Genomic DNA, 18,194 nt, shown 5'->3' with positions numbered 1-18,194 from the left:
GGCTCCTTATCCTCGTTCATTCACCGGCCGCAGCAGATGCGGCCCCAATTCCTGCACGCTGCTACAGCCCAGTTGCGCCAGCGTGCGGTCAATTTCCTCGCTGAAAATCCGCAGTGCCTGAGTCGCGCCAGCCTGCCCAGCCAGCGCCACGCCGTACAACAACGGGCGGCCGAGCAACACGGCATTGGCACCCAGCGCCAGCGCTTTCACCACGTCGGTGCCGCGCCGAAAGCCGCTGTCGATCAGGATCGTCGCCGTCGGCCCACAGGCAGCACGCACCGCCGGCAACAGGCTGATGGGGGCCACGCTGCCGTCGAGCTGGCGGCCGCCGTGGTTGGACAGCACGATGCCATCCGCCCCGGCATCGAGCGCCTGACGGGCATCCTGAGGGTGCAAAATGCCCTTCACCAGCAGCTTGCCCGGCCAGCATTGCCGTACCCAATCCAGCGTTTGCCAGTTCAGCGCGGCGTCCATCTCGCGGGCGAAATAAGCGGCCCCGCTCAGGCCCCGCTGCCGCTCCGCCGGCAAATAGGGTTGCAGATTGCCGAAACCGGGCATGCCCGCCGGGCGCAAGGTATGCCACAACCAGCGAGGGTGCAGCGCCACGTCGCACAGGCTGGCGAGGGAGAGTTTCATTGGCCGCCGGTAACTGCGCCGATCGCGCTCGCGGTTGCCGAAATGCACCGCATCCACCGACAGCACCAGGGTGTTGCAGCCCGCGGCCAGAGCGCGTTGCAACAGCCCGGCGGTAACCTGTCGATCGCGCAGTACATACAGCTGGAACCAGTGCTGCCCCTGACCGTCGGCGGCAATCTCCTCCAACGAGGCGGTCGAGACCGTGCTCTGAATATAGGGAATGCCGAACGCCCGGGCGCTGCGCGCCAGCATCAGATCCGCCTGATAGCGCAGCATGCCGTTGTAGCCGGTGGGCGCAATCAGCAGCGGCGCCGCCAATTCCTGCTGCCAAAGCCGAATGTTGAGCGTACGGCGGCTGGCGTCACGCAGTACCGGCGGCACAAACTGCCATTGGCCGAACGCCACCCGGTTACCGCGCAGCGTATGTTCGTCTTCCGCGCCGCCCGCCAGGTAACGGTAAGCGAAACGCGGCAGATAACACCGCGCCGCACGCTGTAAATCCGCCACGTTAAGTATCGCCCCGCTCATCAGCGCGCCGCCTCCGCCAGCACCTGTCGCAACGCATGGAGGAAACGCCGGTTATCCGCCGCGCTGCCGATCGAAACCCGGATGAACCGTTGATAACCGGCTTCGCGCCAGGGTTTGACGATGATGCCGTGCGCCAGCAATGCTTCGGCGATCTGCACGCTCGGGTAGCCGCAATCAAAGAACAGGAAGTTGGCGCTGGAGGGCGCCACCTGCAACCCCAGCGCACGCAACGCCGCCGCCATCGCCGCACGCGCTTCACTGACCCAGGCGACGCTGTCGGCCACATGTTGCCGATCGCGCAATGCCGCCAACGCCGCATTCTGCGCCGCCCGGTTAATGTTGAACGGCGTACGCACCCGGTCCAGCAGCGCCACCAACTCGGCATCGCAGGCCAGACCGTAACCGACGCGCAGCCCGGCCAGCCCATAAGCTTTGGAGCAGGTGCGCAGCACAATCCACGGGCGGTCCTGTAACGGCAACAGCGCCAGGCTGTCCGGGTAATCCGCCTGGTTGGCGCAGTATTCGTAATACGCCTCGTCGATCACCAGCAGGCAGTCTTGCGGCACTGCGGCGATCAATTGCAAAAAGTCATCGCGTCCGAGCATGCAGCCGACCGGGTTAGACGGGTTGCTGAATACCACCATCTTGGCCGGCCGTTGCAATGCCAGCCGCCAGGCGGCCAGATCGAACTCCAGCGCCTGATTGACCGCCACCAGCGTCACCTCCGCCCCCATCATGCGCGGGTAGATTTCATGCAACCCAAACGACGGCAGCTGGGTCACCACCCGATCGCCCGGATTAATAAACGCCAGACACAGCATTTCCAGAATGTTTTCAGACCCGTTGCCAATCACTACCTGCTGCGGCGCAATGCCGGTCAGCGCGGCGATTTCCGCCCGCAGCGCCTGGCTGTTTGGGTCTGGGTAAATGCCGCTATGCTGAGCCAAATCGCTCAGCGCCTGTTGCACCAAAGGGCTGGCGCCAAGCGGGTTTTCGTTGCTCGCCAGACGGGCAATTTCAGTGACGCCGTAACGATTGCGCACCGCCTCGCTGGATAATCCGGCGTTATAGGCGCCCAGCGAACTCGCCTGTTGGCGCGCCAGGCGGCGCACCGCCTGTGCTGCGGAAGAAATGGCTTGCATCCTCACCTCGCGGGTTGAGTATCAATAAAGTCAAAAAGCGCATGACCCCCCTTCCAGGTCGGCAGGAAGGTCTATGGCCTGGCGGAAACTCAGTGCAGGCTTTGCAGCGTTTCGCTGCGGATCTCTTCGGTGACCTGCGCCTTGATGGCCATAAACTCCGGCGACGTTTTCAGGGTGTAATCGCGCGGATGCGGGAAGTTGACCGGCACTTCGGTTTTGATCCGCCCCGGCCGCGCGCTGAAAATCGCCACCTTGTTGGCCATGAAAATCGCCTCATCGATGTCGTGCGTGACAAACAGCACCGTCTTGCGCGAGGCCTCCCAGATATTCAGCAACAGCTCTTGCATCATCACCCGCGTCTGGTTATCCAGCGCGCCGAAAGGTTCGTCCATCAGCAGGATTTTCGGATCGTTGGCCAGCGCGCGGGCGATGGCGGTGCGCTGCTGCATGCCGCCGGAAAGCTGGCGCGGGAAATGCCGTTCAAAACCGCGCAACCCGACCTTGTTGATGAAATAGTCGCTGCGCTCTTTCTGCTGTGCCGCGCCTATACCGCGTTCCTGCAGGCCAAAACGGATGTTCTGCTCCACCGTGAGCCACGGGAACAGCGTATAGCTCTGGAATACCATGCCGCGATCGGCGCCCGGCCCCTCTACCCGCTGACCATCCAGCCACACTTCCCCCTGCGTCGGGCTGTCCAGCCCGGCAATGATGCGCAGCAGCGTCGATTTGCCGCAGCCGGAAGGCCCGAGAATGGTGATGAAATCATTCTCCTGCACCTGGTAATCGACCGGCAGCAGCGCCTGCGTCTGCTCGCCATGCGGCCCGGTAAAGATCCGCGATACGTTTCTTACGTTGAGTTTGTCGGCTTTCATCGCAGAGAACTCCAGATAAACAGGCGTTTGTTAGCCGCCTTGAACAGCAGATCGGACAGCAGACCGATACAGCCGATGACGATAATGCCGAAGATAATCTGCCCGGTGTTCAACAGCGCCTGGCTGTCGACGATCATGTGGCCGATGCCGCTGGAAGAGCCGATCAGTTCGGCGACAATCACGTAGGTCCAGGCCCAACCGAGCACCAGACGCAGCAGTTCGGCAATCTCCGGGGCCGCACCGGGGATCAGCACCCTTCGCACCACGCTGCGGTTGGAAGCCCCCAGGGTATAGGCCGCCTCCACCAGATCGCGCCGAGCGGCACCGACGGTCACCGCCACCATCAGCACTATCTGGAAGAACGACCCGATAAAGATCACCAGAATTTTTTGCATTTCGCCGATGCCGGCCCACAGGATCAACAGCGGCACAAACGCCGATGCCGGCAAATAGCGGCAAAACGAGACGAAGGGTTCGAGAAACGCCTCCACCAGCTTGTACGAACCCATCATGATACCGAGCGGCACCGCAATGGCCGCCGCCAGCAAGAAGCCGCTCAGCACCCGGAACACCGTCATGCCGATATCCAGCGAGAAATCGTACTCGGTGAACAGCAGTACGCCTTCGCGCAGCATGGTGAGCGGATCGGCCAAAAACGTCGGCGACACCAGCCCGGTGAAGGTCGCCAGCCCCCACAGCGCCACAAACAGCACGAAGAAAGCCAGGCCGAGAAACCAGCGCAACCGCCCGGCAACCGGCCGCAACGGCACCATCATCGGGTTATGCCAGTGCGGTTTAGCGGGCGGCAGCGCCGCAGGTTCCCGTTCCAGTTCCGCCACTGGACTGAGGGGTGAATTCATTTCGGACTCCTTCATGGCTGGTTTACGTAGCTGGCGTCATACAGAGTGCCGATGTCCGGCAGTTTGCGGATCACGCGCATTTCCAGCAGCAGCGCCGCGGCCTCTTTGCTGAAATCGGCGATTTCGCCGCTGAAGAACTTGCGGTTCTGCTCGCGATCCTGCCAACGCAGGTAGCCGGCGGACTCGGCAAACTGCTTGCCGCTGGACTTCACCGCCGCTCCCATGATTTCGTAGGATTTATCCGGCTGAGCCTTGATCATGTCCAGCGCGTCGAAATAGCTCTCCACCAGCGCTTTCGCCGCCTGCGGATTTTTCTTCAACCAGTCCGGCGTGCAGCCCAGCGTATCCATCACCATCGGGTAATCCAGCGTGGTAGCCAGGATTTTGCCTTGTTTGGGGTTGTCGCGGACCGTCGACAGGTAAGGTTCGTAGGTCATCGCCGCGTCGTTCTGCCCGGCATTGAAAGCCTGCGCCGCCGCCTGCGGTGACAAGGTGGCCAGCTTGACGTCTTTCAGCGTCATGTGGTTTTTGTCCAGGATCCACGCCAGCGCAAAATAGGAGGAGGTGCCGGGCGCATCGACGCCCACCGTCTTGCCCTTCAACTGCGCCACGCTGCTGATGCCGTTGCGCACCGCCAGCCCGTCGGCCCCGTAGGATTTGTCCAACTGCACGATTTGCGTGATCGGCACGCCGTTGGCGTTCCAGGCGACGTAGGTTTCCACCGTGGTGGCGGCGCACTGCACCGCACCGGAAGCGATCGCCAAATGGCGGTCTTTTTGCGGGATCATTTTCAGATCGACATCCAGGCCATGCTTTTTGAAAATCCCAGCCTTGTCCGCCAGCGTTAACGGGGCGAAGCCGGTCCAGCCGGAGATGCCAATCGCCACCGGCGTATCGGCCGCCCGCGCCGCCGTTGCCGTCAAACCGCAAAATCCTGTCGCTGCTGCCAGGATCGAAAGTGTTCCCATTGCCGTTTTCACGGAAAAACCCTTGCTCATGCTGTGCTCCTGTCTTGCCGATAAAACGCCCTACCGCGGGCGCCAGAAAGGCTCTGTATAGTCTTGTCTATACAAGCGAAGTGACAGGAGCAAAGACTGTGCCAAACGCGCAAGCAGCGTGGGAGGCGGAGAAACGGGTTTCAGGAAGGCGATGCCGGGTGCGGGTGAATCATGATGGCGCAGGCGGCGCACCTAATTGGAGCAAGGGCGCCGCCTGCCGGATGAGCGGATTAAACCGGGTGAATATCGGCCCACAGGGCCAGGCTCTCTTTCGCCAGCGGCGTCAACTGCCCGCCGTGATGTTCGGCCGGCCACCAGCCGCCCTCGCGTGCAGCCAGCGCGACGCCGCCCGCCAGTGACCAGGTTCCTTGCAATACATACAGCACACCGGCGTGGCCTGCCGGCAATGCCACGCCGGCGGTAATGCGCTGCACGTTGGCCGCCCAGCGCCCGCGCCGGGTCATGATGTTGAAATCCTGGCTGGCGCCGCCCAGCAGCGTGGCATTCAACGCCACGTCGCCGGAAAAGGCGAACGGCTCGCCAATCTGCGACAGTCGGTGATCGATGTGCCCGGCGCTGAACAAATGCACGCCGTCGCCCTCCAGCAGGGTAATCGAGCGGTCGATGCCGTCAAATGCCGAAAATGGGCCGTCCTGCGCGATGGTGGCGATGCTGGCGCGCCAGTCAAAGTCTTGCGCCCCCGCCGGCCAGCAGGCGATCTCACGGGTTTCGCCGCCGCCGTTGCGCCAGGGCGTCACCGGCAGGGAATCGAAATCAAAACGGGTCAGGCTCATCACGCCTCCTGCTGGAAAGTTTTCAGTACTTGCAGGAATTCCGCGCTGCTTTGCTGTTGCAACGCGTGACGCCCCTGCTCGATCACCTGACGGCCGCCGACGAAAACGTCGCGGATTTGCTCTTTGCCGCCGGCGAACAGCCAGCGGTTGAGGATCGAGGCATCGGGCGCTGCGGCCAGATAAGGATCGTCGCCATCCAGGACCAGCCAGTCGGCACGGTAGCCGCTCTGCAAACGGCCGATTGGCGCGCCGCAGGCCTGCGCACCGCCCTGCAATGCCTGCTGGTACAGCACGTCCGCCACCGCCGGTTGTTGTGGCGTAGTCAGGCGGTTACGGCGCTGATCGCGCAGCCGTTGGCCGTATTCGAACCAGCGCAGTTCTTCCACTACGTTGAGCGACACGTGGCTGTCGGAACCTATGCCCCAACGCCCCTGATGGTGCAGATAGGCGTCACCGGGGAAAATGCCATCGCCCAGGTTGGCCTCGGTGGTCAGGCACAGGCCGGCCACCGCCTGGCTGCGCGCCAGTTGCTCCAGCTCTGCGCGATCGAGATGGGTGGCGTGCACCAGGCACCAACGCGAGTCCACCGGCATATGCTCATACAGCCAGGCCACGGGGCGTTGACCGCTCCAGGCCAGGCAATCGTTGACCTCTTTTTGCTGCTCGGCGATATGAATATGCACCGGCAAGGCGCTGTCCGACGCCGCCAGGATTTGCTGCATCTGGCTCAGTTCCACCGCGCGCAGGGAATGGAAGCACAGGCCTTGATTTTGCAGCGGTTGGTCCGCCACTTGGCGGGCAATCACCTGCTGCTGTTGCAGGTAGCTGTCCGCATCCTGAATAAAACGTTTCTGCCCCGGCTGGGCGGGCTGGGCGCCAAAACCGGCGTAGCTGTACAGCACCGGCAGCAAGGTCATGCCGATCCCGGCCTGTTGCGCCGCCTGGCTGAGCCGACCGGTCATTTCGCCGCGATCGGCGTAAGGATTACCGTCGGCGCCATGATGCAGATAGTGGAACTCGGCAACCTGGGTATATCCCCCCTTGAGCATTTCGATATACAGTTGTCGGGCGATAACTTCCACCTGCTCCGGAGTCAGCCGCTGTACCAGGCGATACATCAGATCGCGCCAGGTCCAGAAACTGTCCTGCGGGTTGCCCGCGACCTCTGCCAGCCCGGCCATCGCACGCTGGAAGGCGTGGGAATGCAGGTTCGGCATGCCCGGCACCACATCGCCGTGCAGGCGAATGCAGCCTTCGGGATCTGAATCGGCAATCACCTGAGCCAGGTGACCGTGCGCATCGACGTCCAGACGGACGTTATGCGCCCACCCCTCAGGGAGCAGAGCGCGTGAGGCAAAATAAGCAGGCATGGCAGTATTCCACTGTTAATGTAACGGCTAATAACGCGCGAGAATCACGCATCCGAAAATGCACAGGCCCATCGCATTGCTGTGGCGAACCGGCCCCTAGTTGTATATACATATACATACGCCGACATCAACAGTAAACTGGTGTTATTATTTTTTTATTTGACGAGGTTAACGTCGTGGTGGATCAACAGACCCTGTTACAACTGGCTGCTGCAATGAGCGATACCCCCGCCCCGATCTACCAACGGGTCAAGCAGGCGATCGTAAACCAAATCCGTGCGGGCCACTGGCTGCCGCACCAGCGCGTGCCCTCTGAAAGTGAACTGGTGGCGGAACTGGGCGTCAGCCGCATGACCATCAACCGCGCGCTGCGCGAGCTGACCAGCGAAGGCTTCCTGATCCGCATGCAAGGCGTCGGCACCTTCGTCGCCGAGGCCAAAGCGCATACCGCGCTGCTGGAAGTGCATAACATCGCCGACGAAATCGCCGCCCGCGGCCATCGCCACAGCAGCAAGATCCTGCAGTTGAAGGCGCGCCCGGCCAGTGAAGAAGAAGCGCTCGCGCTGGGTATTCAACCCGGCCAGCAGCTGTTCTATTCGCAGATCGTGCATTACGAAAACGACCTGCCGGTGCAGGTTGAAGACCGCTGCGTCAATCCGGTGGTCGCACCCGATTACATGAAGCAGGATTTCGACCGCGTGACGCCGTATATCTACCTGACGCAGGCCGCCCCGCTGACCGCCGGCGAGCACATCGTGGAAGCGGTAGTGCCGACCCGCCAGGAGCGCGACCTGCTGCAACTGGAAGATCACGAACCGGGTCTGTTGATCCACCGCCGCACCTGGTCCGGCAAAAACGTGGTCACCTCGGCGCGCCTGCTGTATCCCGGCAGCCGCTATCAACTGTTCGGCCGTTTCACCAGCGACGTTTAATTCCCCCGCGGGTGCAGCCTTTGCACCCGTCCTCCCTCCGCGGTCACATCCCGATAACAAATTTTTACCCCGCCTCTTGTGACAAACCGGTGAATGCGCTAGGTTGTTTTTGATTGTATATACAACCATGTGGGAGCCAAGGCTCCGGCGGAGGAAAGCAATGACGTCTGAGATTCACTGCGACAGCCTGTGGCACGGGGCCGACATCGTCACCATGCGCGACGGCAAGTATCACACCCTCAGCGATGGCGCGATCGCCGTGCGTGCCGGCAAAATCGTCTGGGTGGGCGAATATGCCGCGCTGCCTGCGGGGCTGATCGCCGATGAAAGGGTGAAATTCGACGGCGGCATCATCACGCCGGGCTTTGTCGACTGTCATACCCATCTGGTGTTCGGCGGCAACCGCAGCGGCGAATTCGAACAGCGCCTGAACGGCGTGAGTTATGCCGAGATCGCCGCCCAAGGCGGCGGCATCATTTCCACGGTCAAAGCCACCCGCGACGCCGACGAAGAAGCGCTGCTCGAGCAAGCGCTGTTCCGTTTGCGGCCGCTATTGGCGGAAGGCGTGACCTGCGTGGAGATCAAGTCCGGTTACGGGCTGACGCCGGAAAGCGAACTGAAAATGCTGCGCGTGGCGCGCCGACTTGGCGACATGCTGCCGGTAGAGGTGAAAACCACCTGCCTGGCGGCCCACGCGCTGCCGCCGGAATACGCCAATCGCGCCGACGATTATATCGATCTGGTGTGCAACACCATTATTCCTCAGGCCGCCGCCGCCGGGCTGGCGGATGCGGTCGACGCCTTCTGCGAACATCTGGCGTTCTCACCGGCGCAGGTTGAGCGGGTGTTCGCCGCCGCCGAGGCCGCCGGCCTGCCGGTGAAGCTGCACGCCGAACAGCTTTCCGCCCTCGGCGGCAGCGAGTTGGCGGCGCATCACCATGCGCTCTCCGCCGATCACCTGGAATATGCCACCGAGCAAGATGCCCGGGCGATGGGCGATGCCGGCACCGTTGCGGTGTTGCTGCCTGGCGCTTATTACCTGCTGCGCGAAACCCAGTGCCCGCCGGTGGATCTGTTCCGCAAGCACCGGGTGGCAATGGCGATCGCCAGCGACGCCAACCCGGGCACCTCCCCGGCGCTGTCGCTGCGCCTGATGATCAACATGGCCTGCACGCTGTTCCGCCTTACGCCGGAAGAAGCGCTGGCGGGCGTCACGGTTCACGCGGCCAAAGCGCTGGGCCTGCAGGACAGCCACGGCACGCTGGAAACCGGCAAGGTGGCGGATTTTGTGCACTGGCCGCTTTCCCGGCCGGCTGAACTGGCTTACTGGTTGGGCGGACAACTGCCCTGTACGGTGATTTTCCGAGGAGAAGTACGTCAATGACCATTCGCGATCCCTATGATTTCCAGGCCGGCAGCCTGCCGCTGCTGATCAGCATTCCCCATGCCGGCACCCGCTTGACGCCGGCGGTCGAAGCCGGTTTGACCGAAGAGGCGCGGCCACTGCCCGATACCGACTGGCATATTCCGCGGCTGTATGAGTTTGCCCGCACGATGGGTGCCAGCGTGTTGATCGGCAACTACTCGCGTTTTGTCATCGATCTGAACCGCCCGGCGGACGATAAGCCGCTGTATACCACCGCCACCACCGGCCTGTACCCTGACGTGCTGTTTGACGGCCGCCCGAGCTTTTTGCCGGGTAAAGCGCCGTCGGACGAAGAGCGTGCTGGCTATTTACAGCAAATCTGGCAACCCTACCACCAGCAATTGCAGGATGAACTGGCGCGACTGAAAACCAAGCACGGCTACGCGCTGCTGTTCGATGCGCACTCCATCGCCTCGGTGATCCCACGATTGTTCGACGGTAAGCTGCCGGATCTCAATCTGGGCACCAACGGCGGCGAAAGCTGCGCCCCGGCGCTGAGCGATCGCCTGGTGGCCTGCTGCGAACAGCAACAGCAGTTCACGCATGTGCTTAACGGCCGCTTTAAAGGCGGGTACATCACCCGTGCTTATGGTCAGCCGCAGCAACAGCAACATGCGATTCAACTGGAGCTGGCGCAGGTGAACTATATGTCCGAACAGTATCCCTTTGCCTTCGAGCCGCAGCGTGCGGCCGCTTTGCAACGCCTGCTGAAGCAAATGATCGGCAGCCTGCTGGCCTGCGGGCAACCGCGTTAACCCACAGCCTATGCCAAGCCGGGGCCTGCCTATCTTGCCCCGGCGTCACCTTGCCTCCTGATTTTTCGGCATAAATCATGCCTCCTTTCCTTCCCCGGCTTCAATTTGCGCACTGCATCGCAGTTTCAGTGAAAACCTTTGTATCTGGTCGGACAACGCACAAAACAGCGGCATAGAGATCGCGCGGTACGCCACAATCTGCCGAAAAGCCCGGCGATTGCCTGGGTATAAACTCCCGTAAACCTCTCCCCCGGCGCCCCAGGCGGCTACGGGATCCGGGTGCGCGGCGCAAGGCCCAAATTGATGACCTACTCTGGAGGCTACCATGTCTGAAACCCCGTTAAACTGGCGTGCCGCACAGGCCGTTGCCGATCGGCTGTTGGCGAATTGGCGCACCGATGGCGAACCCGGCGGGGCAATCACCCTGTTCGACGCCGGGCAGATACGGGCGACCGCCAGCGCCGGCCTGGCCGATCTGGCGCAAAACACCCCTTTTACCGCCGACAGCGTGGTGCGCTATGCCTCAATCACCAAGCATATTTTCGCCGCGCTGGCGCTGAACGCCACCGGCAACGCCCTCAATCTGCGCGATCGCCTCGGCGATTTGCTGCCTGAGCTGCATGTTCCGCTGGCGGATGTGACCGTCGGCCAGGCGCTGGACATGACCAGCGGACTGCCCGACGTACGTGAAACCCTGGGGCTGCTCGGCATCTCGGTGCATACCCGCAGCGATGCACAACCGGTGATGCAGTTCCTGCAGGGGTTGCGTGAACTCAATTATCCGGCCGGCAGCGAAGTCGCCTACACCAATACCGGATACCGGCTGGTTGAGGCGGCGCTGAAAGCCAAAGGCTACGATTTCAATCAACTGGTGCAACAGCATATTGCCCAACCGCTGCAGGTTCAGTTGCGTGCGCCGGAAAGCTGGTTTGACGTGGTGCCTGGGCTGGCGCCCGGCTACTGGCGTTCCGCGCAAGGTTGGCAACTGGCCAGCGCCGGCCTGCATCTGTCCGCCTCCGGCAGCCTGACCGGCAGCGCCAATGCCCTCACTTGCTGGCTGCAAACACTGCTGGCGGATGAAGGCCCGGGCCACGGCGTGTTGGCGCAGCTCAGCGCCCCACGGCGGCTCAATCAGGGCCAGCTCAGCGCTTACGGTCTGGGGCTGGCGCAAACCCCGCTCGGGACCTATAGGTTGCTGGGCCACGGCGGCTCACACGCCGGTTACAAAAGCTATTTCCTGCTGGCACCCGATCGGCAGGCTGGGGTAGCGCTGGTGGCCAACCGCGAGGATTGCGACAGTTTTGGCATGGCGCTACAGGTGATGGCCGCCCTGCTCGATGAGGCGCTGCCGCAGCGCAGCACCGCCATTCCCGACGGCATTTACGCTACGGTGGCCGAGCCTTACTGGCTGGAGGTGGAGGACGGCAATGTGACCTATTTGGGGACCGGCGAGCCGCTTTATCAGGCCGACGACGGCTACGCGGTGTCGCTTTCCGCCCATATGCCAATGCGGCTGAAATGGACCGGTGAAGCGGTTGAAGGCGAAGTGGGACACGTGACGCGCAGCTTTCTGCCGGTCATCCCCAACGGCGACTGCCTGAAACACGTTCAGGGTTTCTGGTATCACCCGCAGTACCGCACCGCCTTCGAGATTTGCGGCGATCAGGTACACATCGGCGTGGGTCCGGCGGCGCAGACAGGCACTGTCAGCTCACTCGGCAACGGCCGCATGCTGGTGGAAAGCCACGACGGCCCGTGGTTAAAACGCTTTTGTTTATACTTTCGCGGCTACAGCGTGGATTTGATCGCCAACCGCAGCCGGGTGCTGACCTTTCAGCGCAGCAATGCCGGCCGAGATTAGCTACGCCGCTCACCCCGCCTTGTCGGCCCTGACTGCCAGCAAGGCGGTGAACAACCGCTGCTTGTCGGCATCGCTGAGATTAGGCTGACGAATGGCGCTGACAAAAGCGCCGCGAGCCTGTTCCGTCAACGGCCCGGCCTTTAATTGCTGCGCCAGCCGTTGCAGAATGCGGTTGCTCAGCTCGGCAATCTGCGGCCGTACGCTGTCCAGCGGGCGCGGTTGCCAACCGCTTTCCGGCGTTGCCAGCCAGTCTGCGCGATAGCGGTACTGAATCGCCTTGGCGGCGTCCATCTGCGCCACAATAAACGGCCGCACCGAGCGCGGCGCTAACCCTAATCTGCCCGCTTCCGCCTCTGTGCTCGCCAGCACCTTGGCTTCCTGCGCCAAATCCTCGATCGGCAAATGCTGCTGCGCTTTGTAACCGGCGACGTCTTTCATATAGGCCAGACGCTGGTTGACCAATTCGCCAAGCGTCGCCCCCTCGCCTGCCAGCGCCGAAAAACTGGCCAGACAGCAGGCGAACAATAACGCTCTGAACATAACCCTTTCCTTTTTGTTTGCCCAAATAAAGAAAACAGAGTTCATCACAATCGCCGCCGCTCAGGCAACTCTCTCCCGGAAAGAAAAAAGCCCCGCCGAAGCGAGGCTTTGAGCCGAAGAGGCCGGCATTAGTCAAACACGCCGTTAATCACCGAGGCCACAATGGCGGTGCTCAGCGCCACCAGCACCAGATCGTTACCGGCAATGCGCCATTCGTAACCCGGATAGGACGGCAGATCGCGCAGCATTGAAGACGGCACCATTTTCTTGGCGATGCCTGGAGGCAAAGGTTTGCCGCGTGCCAGGTTCTTGGCGATGCCCGGCGGCAGAGAACGATACCCGGTCAGGCCGTAATTCAGCGCCAGCGAACGCACCCGGTCGTGAGAGATATTGACCGACACCAGATCGCGTTCGTCACCTTTGGCTTTGTAGCCGTGGTCTTTATTGCCCTTGACGTGGTCGCCGCTATTGCCTTTGCCGCTGTTGCCGTGACCATTACCGTTGCCTTGACTATTGCCGTGCCCACCGCCGTTGCCATTGCCATTGCCGCCTTTATCGGCGAACGCCGGCGCAGAAGACAGACCCAGCGAGACAATCAGCGCCAGTGCCGTGAGCGTAGTACGACTTTTGTTCATGTTATGACTTCCTGCTTGGGGTATTACATTAACTATAGCGTTAATTCCCCCCATAAAGGATAAGGAAAAATCCGAGATAGGGATCATGACAAGGCGGGCGAGCCGGCAAAAGTAAGGAAAGTGATGAAAGGTTATTCCTGCGCAAAACTATTCGAAAAAACCGAATTTGGCGACAAGATTTTTCTTGCGGCAAAATAAGTCTTCCAGTACCTTGGAAAGGTAACAAAAAGAGTTAGTCTGCTCTTTTTCGTCGCACCTCAAATCTTATTTTATCGTCCAGAATGATAAACTGAATGCTTCCCGCCTCTCCGTGCGGGATTCTTTTTTCTGCTAAATTTGACGCCTGTCGCACCAACCCGGTGCTTTATGTTGAGATTTGGTAGCCAATACTTTAAATTCAGCGTCTGAGAAACCTTAACCTCCCGCGGTGGCCAGTTGGCAACGGGTGGGCGTTCAGGAGCAAAAGACATGCAAATGACACTCATGGAATACATCACTCAGCACTTTAATGGCGATCTTCACCGCTACGCGCAATCCGAAGGCGTGAGCCGTGAACAAATCATCCATTGGATTGATAATGAATGCCATGTAATCAAAGGACGATTATTTATGCCGGTGAGACATTTACCCGGTGAACAAGCGCAGTGATGACAAAAAAAACCCCGCAAAGCGGGGTTTTCTGTTTCTGATACCACGGAAAATCAGAAGTTATAACCGGCCACGAGGTAATAGGCCCAGCCTGTAGATTTAATTGGCCCCTGCGGCGTACCGATCTCCGAGCCATCTTGCCACTGGCCACCGTTATGGAAGTAACGGGCCACGAACGAGTAGTGCCAGTGATCGTAGTTCAGCGCCAGAATGTGGCTGGAAGCGATCGAGTTGCTGGTGCGAACCTGTTTGCCGGTGCCGTCGGTCCAGTTGCTGTCTTTGCCCAGATCGGAACCGAAGTCAAAGTTGGTGAAACCGATGTAGCTCAGGTTGCCGCCCCACACCTGTGTCAACGGCACAAAATATTTCACCTTGAAGCGATAACCATCCCAGCTGTTCTCATTGGCAGCCTGGTAGTTTTCCCACTGGTATTTGGCATAGATGTTCATCGACAGGCTCATCGGCAGGCCGGTATCGATGTCCGTGCCCAGACCCATGTACCAGGTATTCTGGCGGCCATCGGCGTTGTGGCCCAGATCATAGATGTAGTTGTTGGCGAAGTACCATTCTTTGAACGGCCCAAAGCTCAAATCTGTGCCGGTCAGCTTGTCGATGGAGAAGCGCGGCTCGATCTCCATAAACATCGGTGAGCCCTTGTCCCAAACCCCGCGGTCCGGCGTGTTGCCGACACCGAAGAATTTAGGCACGTCGACGTAGCCATAGAAATCGAACCAATCTTTTTTGGCGAAGGCTTCATATTCAAGATACAGATCGTTGTTCAGCTGAGGTCCGAAACGGGTGTGGTAGCTACCCACTACGTTAACGCTCTGGTGCCACCAATCCGAGACGAATTCGCTATCTTTGCTATCAGCCATTGAAGATGCACTGTACGACGCGGCGAGCAATACACCTGCTGCTAGAGCTATTTTTTTCATTTTTATTACCACATGCTTAAAGGGCCATTTCCTGCCCGTTAGAAAAGATGACAATGAGTCTGACGACACCTGGCGTTGCCCCGCTGACAAACTTCTCGGGCGACGCGCGCATTATAGAAATCACTGAGTGTAATAATCTGTGATCCAGTTATGCATTTCGCGAATAGGTAATCGATTGCGTTCACATTTGTCAAATTATGTTTCATGCAAATTCACGATCGATGTGATTTTTGTCATGCTCGGTGATTTATAAAGCAGTTTTTGTGCCAATTGTGCACAACACCCAAAATGAGTGCGGATGACATTTTCAGGCCAAAAAAAAGCCGGCTCAAGATGGCCGGCTGCAGAAAGAGATGAGTGGAAAGCGGGTCTGATGGCCGTTGAAAACTCAACGCACGCTCGGCACCGCTTTGGCAATATTTTCCTGACGGAAAACCACTTCCTGCCCCGGAGCCACCTCCCACTCTTTAGGGGGAATGTCCACCTTCGGCGCAGCGGCAACCACGGAGCCGAAAATCAACTTGCCTTCCCGACGCAGAATGCTGACATCAAGCTGGTATTCATGACGCAAATTAGCGGTGGTCAGACGCACCGTATCACCGCGCATATAGTTTTCATCGTCAATCACTGGCTGCTGAATGAATTGGATATCGTCTCTCATTTTTATGTTCCTTCAGGCACAATCGATAGTTAAATTCTAGCCCACTATCCCAGGGCCGACTGAAAATTTCCGTTACTTTCCTCGGGTTGCCTGCCAGCAGATCAGCGAGCCGAGCGTGACCATCACCACGCCCTGCCAGAAACTGGCCCTCAGCGAAGTATCGAGCACCAGCGCGGCAAACACCGCCGACAGCACCGGCGTAAAATAGGATACCGTCGCCAGCAGTGTCATGTTGCCGTGCAAAATGCCGACGTTCCACGCCGCGTAACCGGCACCCATCGCCGCGCCGGCACACAGCAACGTCAGGGTTACCGGCCAGGTGAACTGCATACCGCTTTCGGTGCTGAAGGCATATTTCAGCCACAGCGCCACGGCGGTCAGCGTAATAAACAGCACCACGCCGTTGCTGCCCTGCGCAATTTTTTTGGTCAGGTTGCAATACAGCGCCCAAATCACTGCACCGCTGAAAGCCAGCGAATAACTCAGCGGGTTACTGCGCACATTCTCCAGCATCTGCGCCGGCGACCATCCGCCCTCGCCGCTCATGATCCAGCCGATGCCGAACAGCGACAACAGCAAGCCGGGCAACAACCACCATTTGGCTTTTTGCCCGTTAAACACCAGCGCCATCAGCACGGTAAAACAGGGCCAGAGATAGTTGATCATCCCCACTTCTATCGCCTGCAACCGGGTATTGGCATACCCCAGCGACAGCGACAGGCAGATCTCATAGCTGACAAACAGCAGGCTGCCGAGGATCAGATAAAGACGGGGAAAATGGCGCAAATTCGGCAAACGCAGCACCAGCAGCAAAAACGCTGCGCTGACGCTGTAGATCATCGCCGCACCGCCAATCGGCCCCAGCCCTTCGCTGACGCTGCGGATCAGACCAACGACGCTGCTCCACAGCAGGATCGCCAATAAACCGAACAACGTGGCTTTATGCCGGGCGGATAAAGAAAACATGAAGACGATCCAATAGGTTATTTTTTATCGGGATTTTCACTCTACTGCCGGGCAGCAGAAAAAGAAAGGCGGGAAAACCCGCCTGATTTCGTTATTGCTGTGGCTGCCGCTCAAACTGCGGCGGTGGCTGGCGAAAACGCCGGGTGAGGTACACCAGATACGCAAAGCCCAGCGCCGCCCAGATCAGCCCCATGGTCAGCGAACTTTTTTCCAGGTTCAACCACAGCACCGCCACCGTCAACGCGCCAATCAGCGGCAGGATCAGATAGTTGAAACGGTCCTTCCAGCTTTTGTTGCGCCCCTCGCGAATAAAGAAATGGCTGATAACCGACAGATTAACGAAGGTGAAGGCCACCAACGCGCCGAAGTTGATCAGCGCCGTGGCGGTGACCAGATCAAAAGACAGCGCGGACAGTGCCACCAGCCCGACCATCAGCACGTTCAATGTCGGCGTGCGCCATTTCGGGTGGATGTAGCCGAAGAATTTTTCCGGGAACACGTTATCGCGCCCCATCACGTACAGCAGCCGCGAAACGCTGGCGTGCGAGGCCAGGCCTGAAGCCAGCGTGTTGATGAAGGTGGTGCACAGGAAGATGGCTTGAAACAGCTTGCCGCCCACGTACAGCGCGATTTCCGGCAGCGCCGCATCCGGTTGATGAAAACGCTGAATGGAAGGGAAAAACAGCTGGATAAAGAACGACACGCTGATAAAGATCACCCCGCCGTAAAGCGCGGTCAGGAAAATGGCACGCGGGATCACCTTGGCGGCATTGGGCGTTTCTTCACACAGGGTGGTGACCGCGTCAAAACCGAGGAACGAGAAGCACAGAATGGTGGCACCGGTGATAATCGGCAAAAGATGCGCATTCTCGCTGATGAACGGCTGCAAACTCCATACCTTTCCTACCCCTTCGCCGTTGCGCAGGCCGTGCACCACCAGGTAGATAAACACCAGAATAATCGCTACCTGGGCCAGTACGAACAACGTATTGAAGTTGGCCACCAGATTGACGCTTTTCAGGTTAATGGCCGTCATGATAATCACAAATCCCACTACCCAAATCCAGGGAGGGACTTCGGGGAACAGCGCAGTCAGGTAAATCTTCGCCAACAGCGTGTTGATCATCGGCAGGAACAGGTAATCCAACAGCGAGGACCAGCCGACCAGAAAACCGACGTGCGGGTTGATCGCTTTCTGCGCGTAGGTGTAGGCAGAACCGGCGGTCGGAAACTGGCGAACCAGCTTACCGTAGCTGATGGCGGTAAACAGCACCCCGGCCAGCGCAAACAGGTAAGCGGAAGGCACATGGCCGTCGGTGACGCCGGACACGATGCCGAAGGTATCGAACACAGTCATCGGCGTCAGATACGCCAGGCCCATCATCACCACTTGCCACAGTTTAAGGGTCTTGCGCAGCTGCGGCTTGGCCGCCGGGTTACAGTCAGTGGCATTAATCGTCATAGCGCTTCCCCTCGTTGTCCTCTGCCGGTAACCGTTTAACGTCATTCAGAGAGGCCGCGGGGAAACTGCTGCTCGGGCGGTGGGAAAAGCGATAGCTAAGGCCTGCGGATGGCCCGTATTCACTGCGGCACGGACACGCGCCCGCGCTGACTGACGGAAGGGTAATGGCTGTC

Annotated in this window: 18 protein-coding genes; 5 read left to right on the top strand and 13 right to left on the bottom strand. The window is 59.8% G+C overall.

Annotation, left to right across the window (positions count from 1 at the left end; translation table 11 throughout):
- Nucleotides 1-6: 6 nt before the first annotated feature.
- The 7 genes from ACUTQW_RS03410 to ACUTQW_RS03380 form a co-directional block, all read right to left on the bottom strand.
- On the bottom strand, nucleotides 7-1,164 hold the full coding sequence (locus tag ACUTQW_RS03410; RefSeq protein ID WP_020438898.1) for an alpha-hydroxy acid oxidase: 1,158 nt from the start codon (nucleotides 1,162-1,164) through the stop codon (nucleotides 7-9).
- Nucleotides 1,164-2,306, bottom strand: coding sequence for a histidinol-phosphate transaminase (gene hisC / locus ACUTQW_RS03405; RefSeq protein WP_445654801.1), 1,143 nt, complete (start codon nucleotides 2,304-2,306; stop codon nucleotides 1,164-1,166). The genes ACUTQW_RS03410 and hisC overlap by 1 nt, the downstream gene beginning before the upstream one ends.
- An 89-nt stretch (nucleotides 2,307-2,395) precedes the next feature.
- Nucleotides 2,396-3,178, bottom strand: coding sequence for an ABC transporter ATP-binding protein (locus ACUTQW_RS03400; RefSeq protein WP_004943421.1), 783 nt, complete (start codon nucleotides 3,176-3,178; stop codon nucleotides 2,396-2,398).
- Nucleotides 3,175-4,038 carry an ABC transporter permease gene (locus ACUTQW_RS03395; protein WP_004943418.1) on the bottom strand — a complete coding sequence of 288 codons (864 nt, stop codon included), beginning with the start codon at nucleotides 4,036-4,038 and terminating at the stop codon, nucleotides 3,175-3,177. The genes ACUTQW_RS03400 and ACUTQW_RS03395 overlap by 4 nt, the downstream gene beginning before the upstream one ends.
- Nucleotides 4,039-4,049: 11 nt before the next feature.
- Nucleotides 4,050-5,036, bottom strand: coding sequence for an ABC transporter substrate-binding protein (locus ACUTQW_RS03390; RefSeq protein WP_020438897.1), 987 nt, complete (start codon nucleotides 5,034-5,036; stop codon nucleotides 4,050-4,052).
- Nucleotides 5,037-5,266: 230 nt separating this feature from the next.
- Nucleotides 5,267-5,830 carry a HutD/Ves family protein gene (locus tag ACUTQW_RS03385; protein WP_020438896.1) on the bottom strand — a complete coding sequence of 188 codons (564 nt, stop codon included), beginning with the start codon at nucleotides 5,828-5,830 and terminating at the stop codon, nucleotides 5,267-5,269.
- Entirely contained in the window at nucleotides 5,830-7,200 is a 1,371-nt protein-coding gene (locus ACUTQW_RS03380) for a formimidoylglutamate deiminase (protein ID WP_037432737.1), read from the bottom strand. The genes ACUTQW_RS03385 and ACUTQW_RS03380 overlap by 1 nt, the downstream gene beginning before the upstream one ends.
- Nucleotides 7,201-7,415: 215 nt before the next feature.
- Here ACUTQW_RS03380 and hutC point away from each other — a divergent pair, with 215 nt between their 5' ends.
- From hutC to ACUTQW_RS03360, 4 genes are all read left to right on the top strand, one after another.
- Entirely contained in the window at nucleotides 7,416-8,132 is a 717-nt protein-coding gene (hutC, locus tag ACUTQW_RS03375; protein ID WP_208295248.1) for a histidine utilization repressor, read from the top strand.
- 160 nt (nucleotides 8,133-8,292) lie between these two features.
- The gene (hutI, locus tag ACUTQW_RS03370; protein WP_004943404.1) at nucleotides 8,293-9,516 is read left to right on the top strand and encodes an imidazolonepropionase; all 1,224 of its coding nucleotides are present in this window, start codon (nucleotides 8,293-8,295) and stop codon (nucleotides 9,514-9,516) included.
- The gene (gene hutG / locus ACUTQW_RS03365) at nucleotides 9,513-10,313 is read left to right on the top strand and encodes an N-formylglutamate deformylase (protein ID WP_006324856.1); all 801 of its coding nucleotides are present in this window, start codon (nucleotides 9,513-9,515) and stop codon (nucleotides 10,311-10,313) included. Before hutI ends, hutG begins: the two co-directional genes overlap by 4 nt.
- Before the next feature lie 325 nt (nucleotides 10,314-10,638).
- A complete protein-coding gene (locus ACUTQW_RS03360; RefSeq protein WP_006324855.1) occupies nucleotides 10,639-12,174 on the top strand; it encodes a serine hydrolase domain-containing protein in 1,536 nt (511 codons plus the stop codon).
- 9 nt (nucleotides 12,175-12,183) lie between these two features.
- Here ACUTQW_RS03360 and ACUTQW_RS03355 read toward each other — a convergent pair whose 3' ends face one another.
- Together ACUTQW_RS03355 and ACUTQW_RS03350 are read right to left on the bottom strand one after the other, a co-directional pair.
- On the bottom strand, nucleotides 12,184-12,714 hold the full coding sequence (locus ACUTQW_RS03355) for a chorismate mutase (RefSeq protein ID WP_006324854.1): 531 nt from the start codon (nucleotides 12,712-12,714) through the stop codon (nucleotides 12,184-12,186).
- 128 nt (nucleotides 12,715-12,842) lie between these two features.
- Nucleotides 12,843-13,349: an anti-virulence regulator CigR family protein gene (locus tag ACUTQW_RS03350; RefSeq protein WP_006324853.1), complete on the bottom strand. Its 507-nt coding sequence runs from the start codon at nucleotides 13,347-13,349 to the stop codon at nucleotides 12,843-12,845.
- A gap of 468 nt (nucleotides 13,350-13,817) precedes the next feature.
- On the opposite strand from ACUTQW_RS03350, the gene ACUTQW_RS03345 reads away from it, so the two are divergent.
- Complete coding sequence (locus ACUTQW_RS03345) at nucleotides 13,818-13,997, top strand: hypothetical protein (RefSeq protein ID WP_006324851.1); 180 nt, start codon at nucleotides 13,818-13,820, stop codon at nucleotides 13,995-13,997.
- Between the two features lie 53 nt (nucleotides 13,998-14,050).
- On the opposite strand, the gene ACUTQW_RS03340 is transcribed toward ACUTQW_RS03345, so the two are convergent.
- The 4 genes from ACUTQW_RS03340 to ACUTQW_RS03325 all read right to left on the bottom strand — a co-directional run bounded on the left by ACUTQW_RS03340 (nucleotide 14,051) and on the right by ACUTQW_RS03325 (nucleotide 18,021).
- Complete coding sequence (locus ACUTQW_RS03340; RefSeq protein ID WP_004943389.1) at nucleotides 14,051-14,932, bottom strand: nucleoside-specific channel-forming protein Tsx; 882 nt, start codon at nucleotides 14,930-14,932, stop codon at nucleotides 14,051-14,053.
- A 388-nt stretch (nucleotides 14,933-15,320) separates the two neighbouring features.
- A complete protein-coding gene (locus ACUTQW_RS03335) occupies nucleotides 15,321-15,593 on the bottom strand; it encodes a hypothetical protein (RefSeq protein ID WP_020438887.1) in 273 nt (90 codons plus the stop codon).
- Between the two features lie 72 nt (nucleotides 15,594-15,665).
- Nucleotides 15,666-16,559, bottom strand: coding sequence for an aromatic amino acid DMT transporter YddG (gene yddG / locus ACUTQW_RS03330; RefSeq protein WP_020438886.1), 894 nt, complete (start codon nucleotides 16,557-16,559; stop codon nucleotides 15,666-15,668).
- 91 nt (nucleotides 16,560-16,650) lie between these two features.
- Nucleotides 16,651-18,021 carry an APC family permease gene (locus ACUTQW_RS03325; protein WP_020438885.1) on the bottom strand — a complete coding sequence of 457 codons (1,371 nt, stop codon included), beginning with the start codon at nucleotides 18,019-18,021 and terminating at the stop codon, nucleotides 16,651-16,653.
- Between the last annotated feature and the right edge of the window lie 173 nt (nucleotides 18,022-18,194).

This window comes from Serratia sp. TSA_7 (assembly GCF_052692135.1).
The sequence above is the reverse complement of the archived record's forward strand: the minus strand, read 5'-3'. Positions and strand labels throughout refer to the sequence as shown.

Coding starts and splice junctions, on each gene's coding strand:
- ACUTQW_RS03410 (WP_020438898.1), bottom strand. CDS start 1,164: ATGAGCGGGGCGATACTTAACGTGGCGGATTTACAGCGTGCGGCGCGG.
- hisC (WP_445654801.1), bottom strand. CDS start 2,306: ATGCAAGCCATTTCTTCCGCAGCACAGGCGGTGCGCCGCCTGGCGCGC.
- ACUTQW_RS03400 (WP_004943421.1), bottom strand. CDS start 3,178: ATGAAAGCCGACAAACTCAACGTAAGAAACGTATCGCGGATCTTTACC.
- ACUTQW_RS03395 (WP_004943418.1), bottom strand. CDS start 4,038: ATGAATTCACCCCTCAGTCCAGTGGCGGAACTGGAACGGGAACCTGCG.
- ACUTQW_RS03390 (WP_020438897.1), bottom strand. CDS start 5,036: ATGAGCAAGGGTTTTTCCGTGAAAACGGCAATGGGAACACTTTCGATC.
- ACUTQW_RS03385 (WP_020438896.1), bottom strand. CDS start 5,830: ATGAGCCTGACCCGTTTTGATTTCGATTCCCTGCCGGTGACGCCCTGG.
- ACUTQW_RS03380 (WP_037432737.1), bottom strand. CDS start 7,200: ATGCCTGCTTATTTTGCCTCACGCGCTCTGCTCCCTGAGGGGTGGGCG.
- hutC (WP_208295248.1), top strand. CDS start 7,416: ATGAGCGATACCCCCGCCCCGATCTACCAACGGGTCAAGCAGGCGATC.
- hutI (WP_004943404.1), top strand. CDS start 8,293: ATGACGTCTGAGATTCACTGCGACAGCCTGTGGCACGGGGCCGACATC.
- hutG (WP_006324856.1), top strand. CDS start 9,513: ATGACCATTCGCGATCCCTATGATTTCCAGGCCGGCAGCCTGCCGCTG.
- ACUTQW_RS03360 (WP_006324855.1), top strand. CDS start 10,639: ATGTCTGAAACCCCGTTAAACTGGCGTGCCGCACAGGCCGTTGCCGAT.
- ACUTQW_RS03355 (WP_006324854.1), bottom strand. CDS start 12,714: ATGTTCAGAGCGTTATTGTTCGCCTGCTGTCTGGCCAGTTTTTCGGCG.
- ACUTQW_RS03350 (WP_006324853.1), bottom strand. CDS start 13,349: ATGAACAAAAGTCGTACTACGCTCACGGCACTGGCGCTGATTGTCTCG.
- ACUTQW_RS03345 (WP_006324851.1), top strand. CDS start 13,818: ATGCAAATGACACTCATGGAATACATCACTCAGCACTTTAATGGCGAT.
- ACUTQW_RS03340 (WP_004943389.1), bottom strand. CDS start 14,932: ATGAAAAAAATAGCTCTAGCAGCAGGTGTATTGCTCGCCGCGTCGTAC.
- ACUTQW_RS03335 (WP_020438887.1), bottom strand. CDS start 15,593: ATGAGAGACGATATCCAATTCATTCAGCAGCCAGTGATTGACGATGAA.
- yddG (WP_020438886.1), bottom strand. CDS start 16,559: ATGTTTTCTTTATCCGCCCGGCATAAAGCCACGTTGTTCGGTTTATTG.
- ACUTQW_RS03325 (WP_020438885.1), bottom strand. CDS start 18,021: ATGACGATTAATGCCACTGACTGTAACCCGGCGGCCAAGCCGCAGCTG.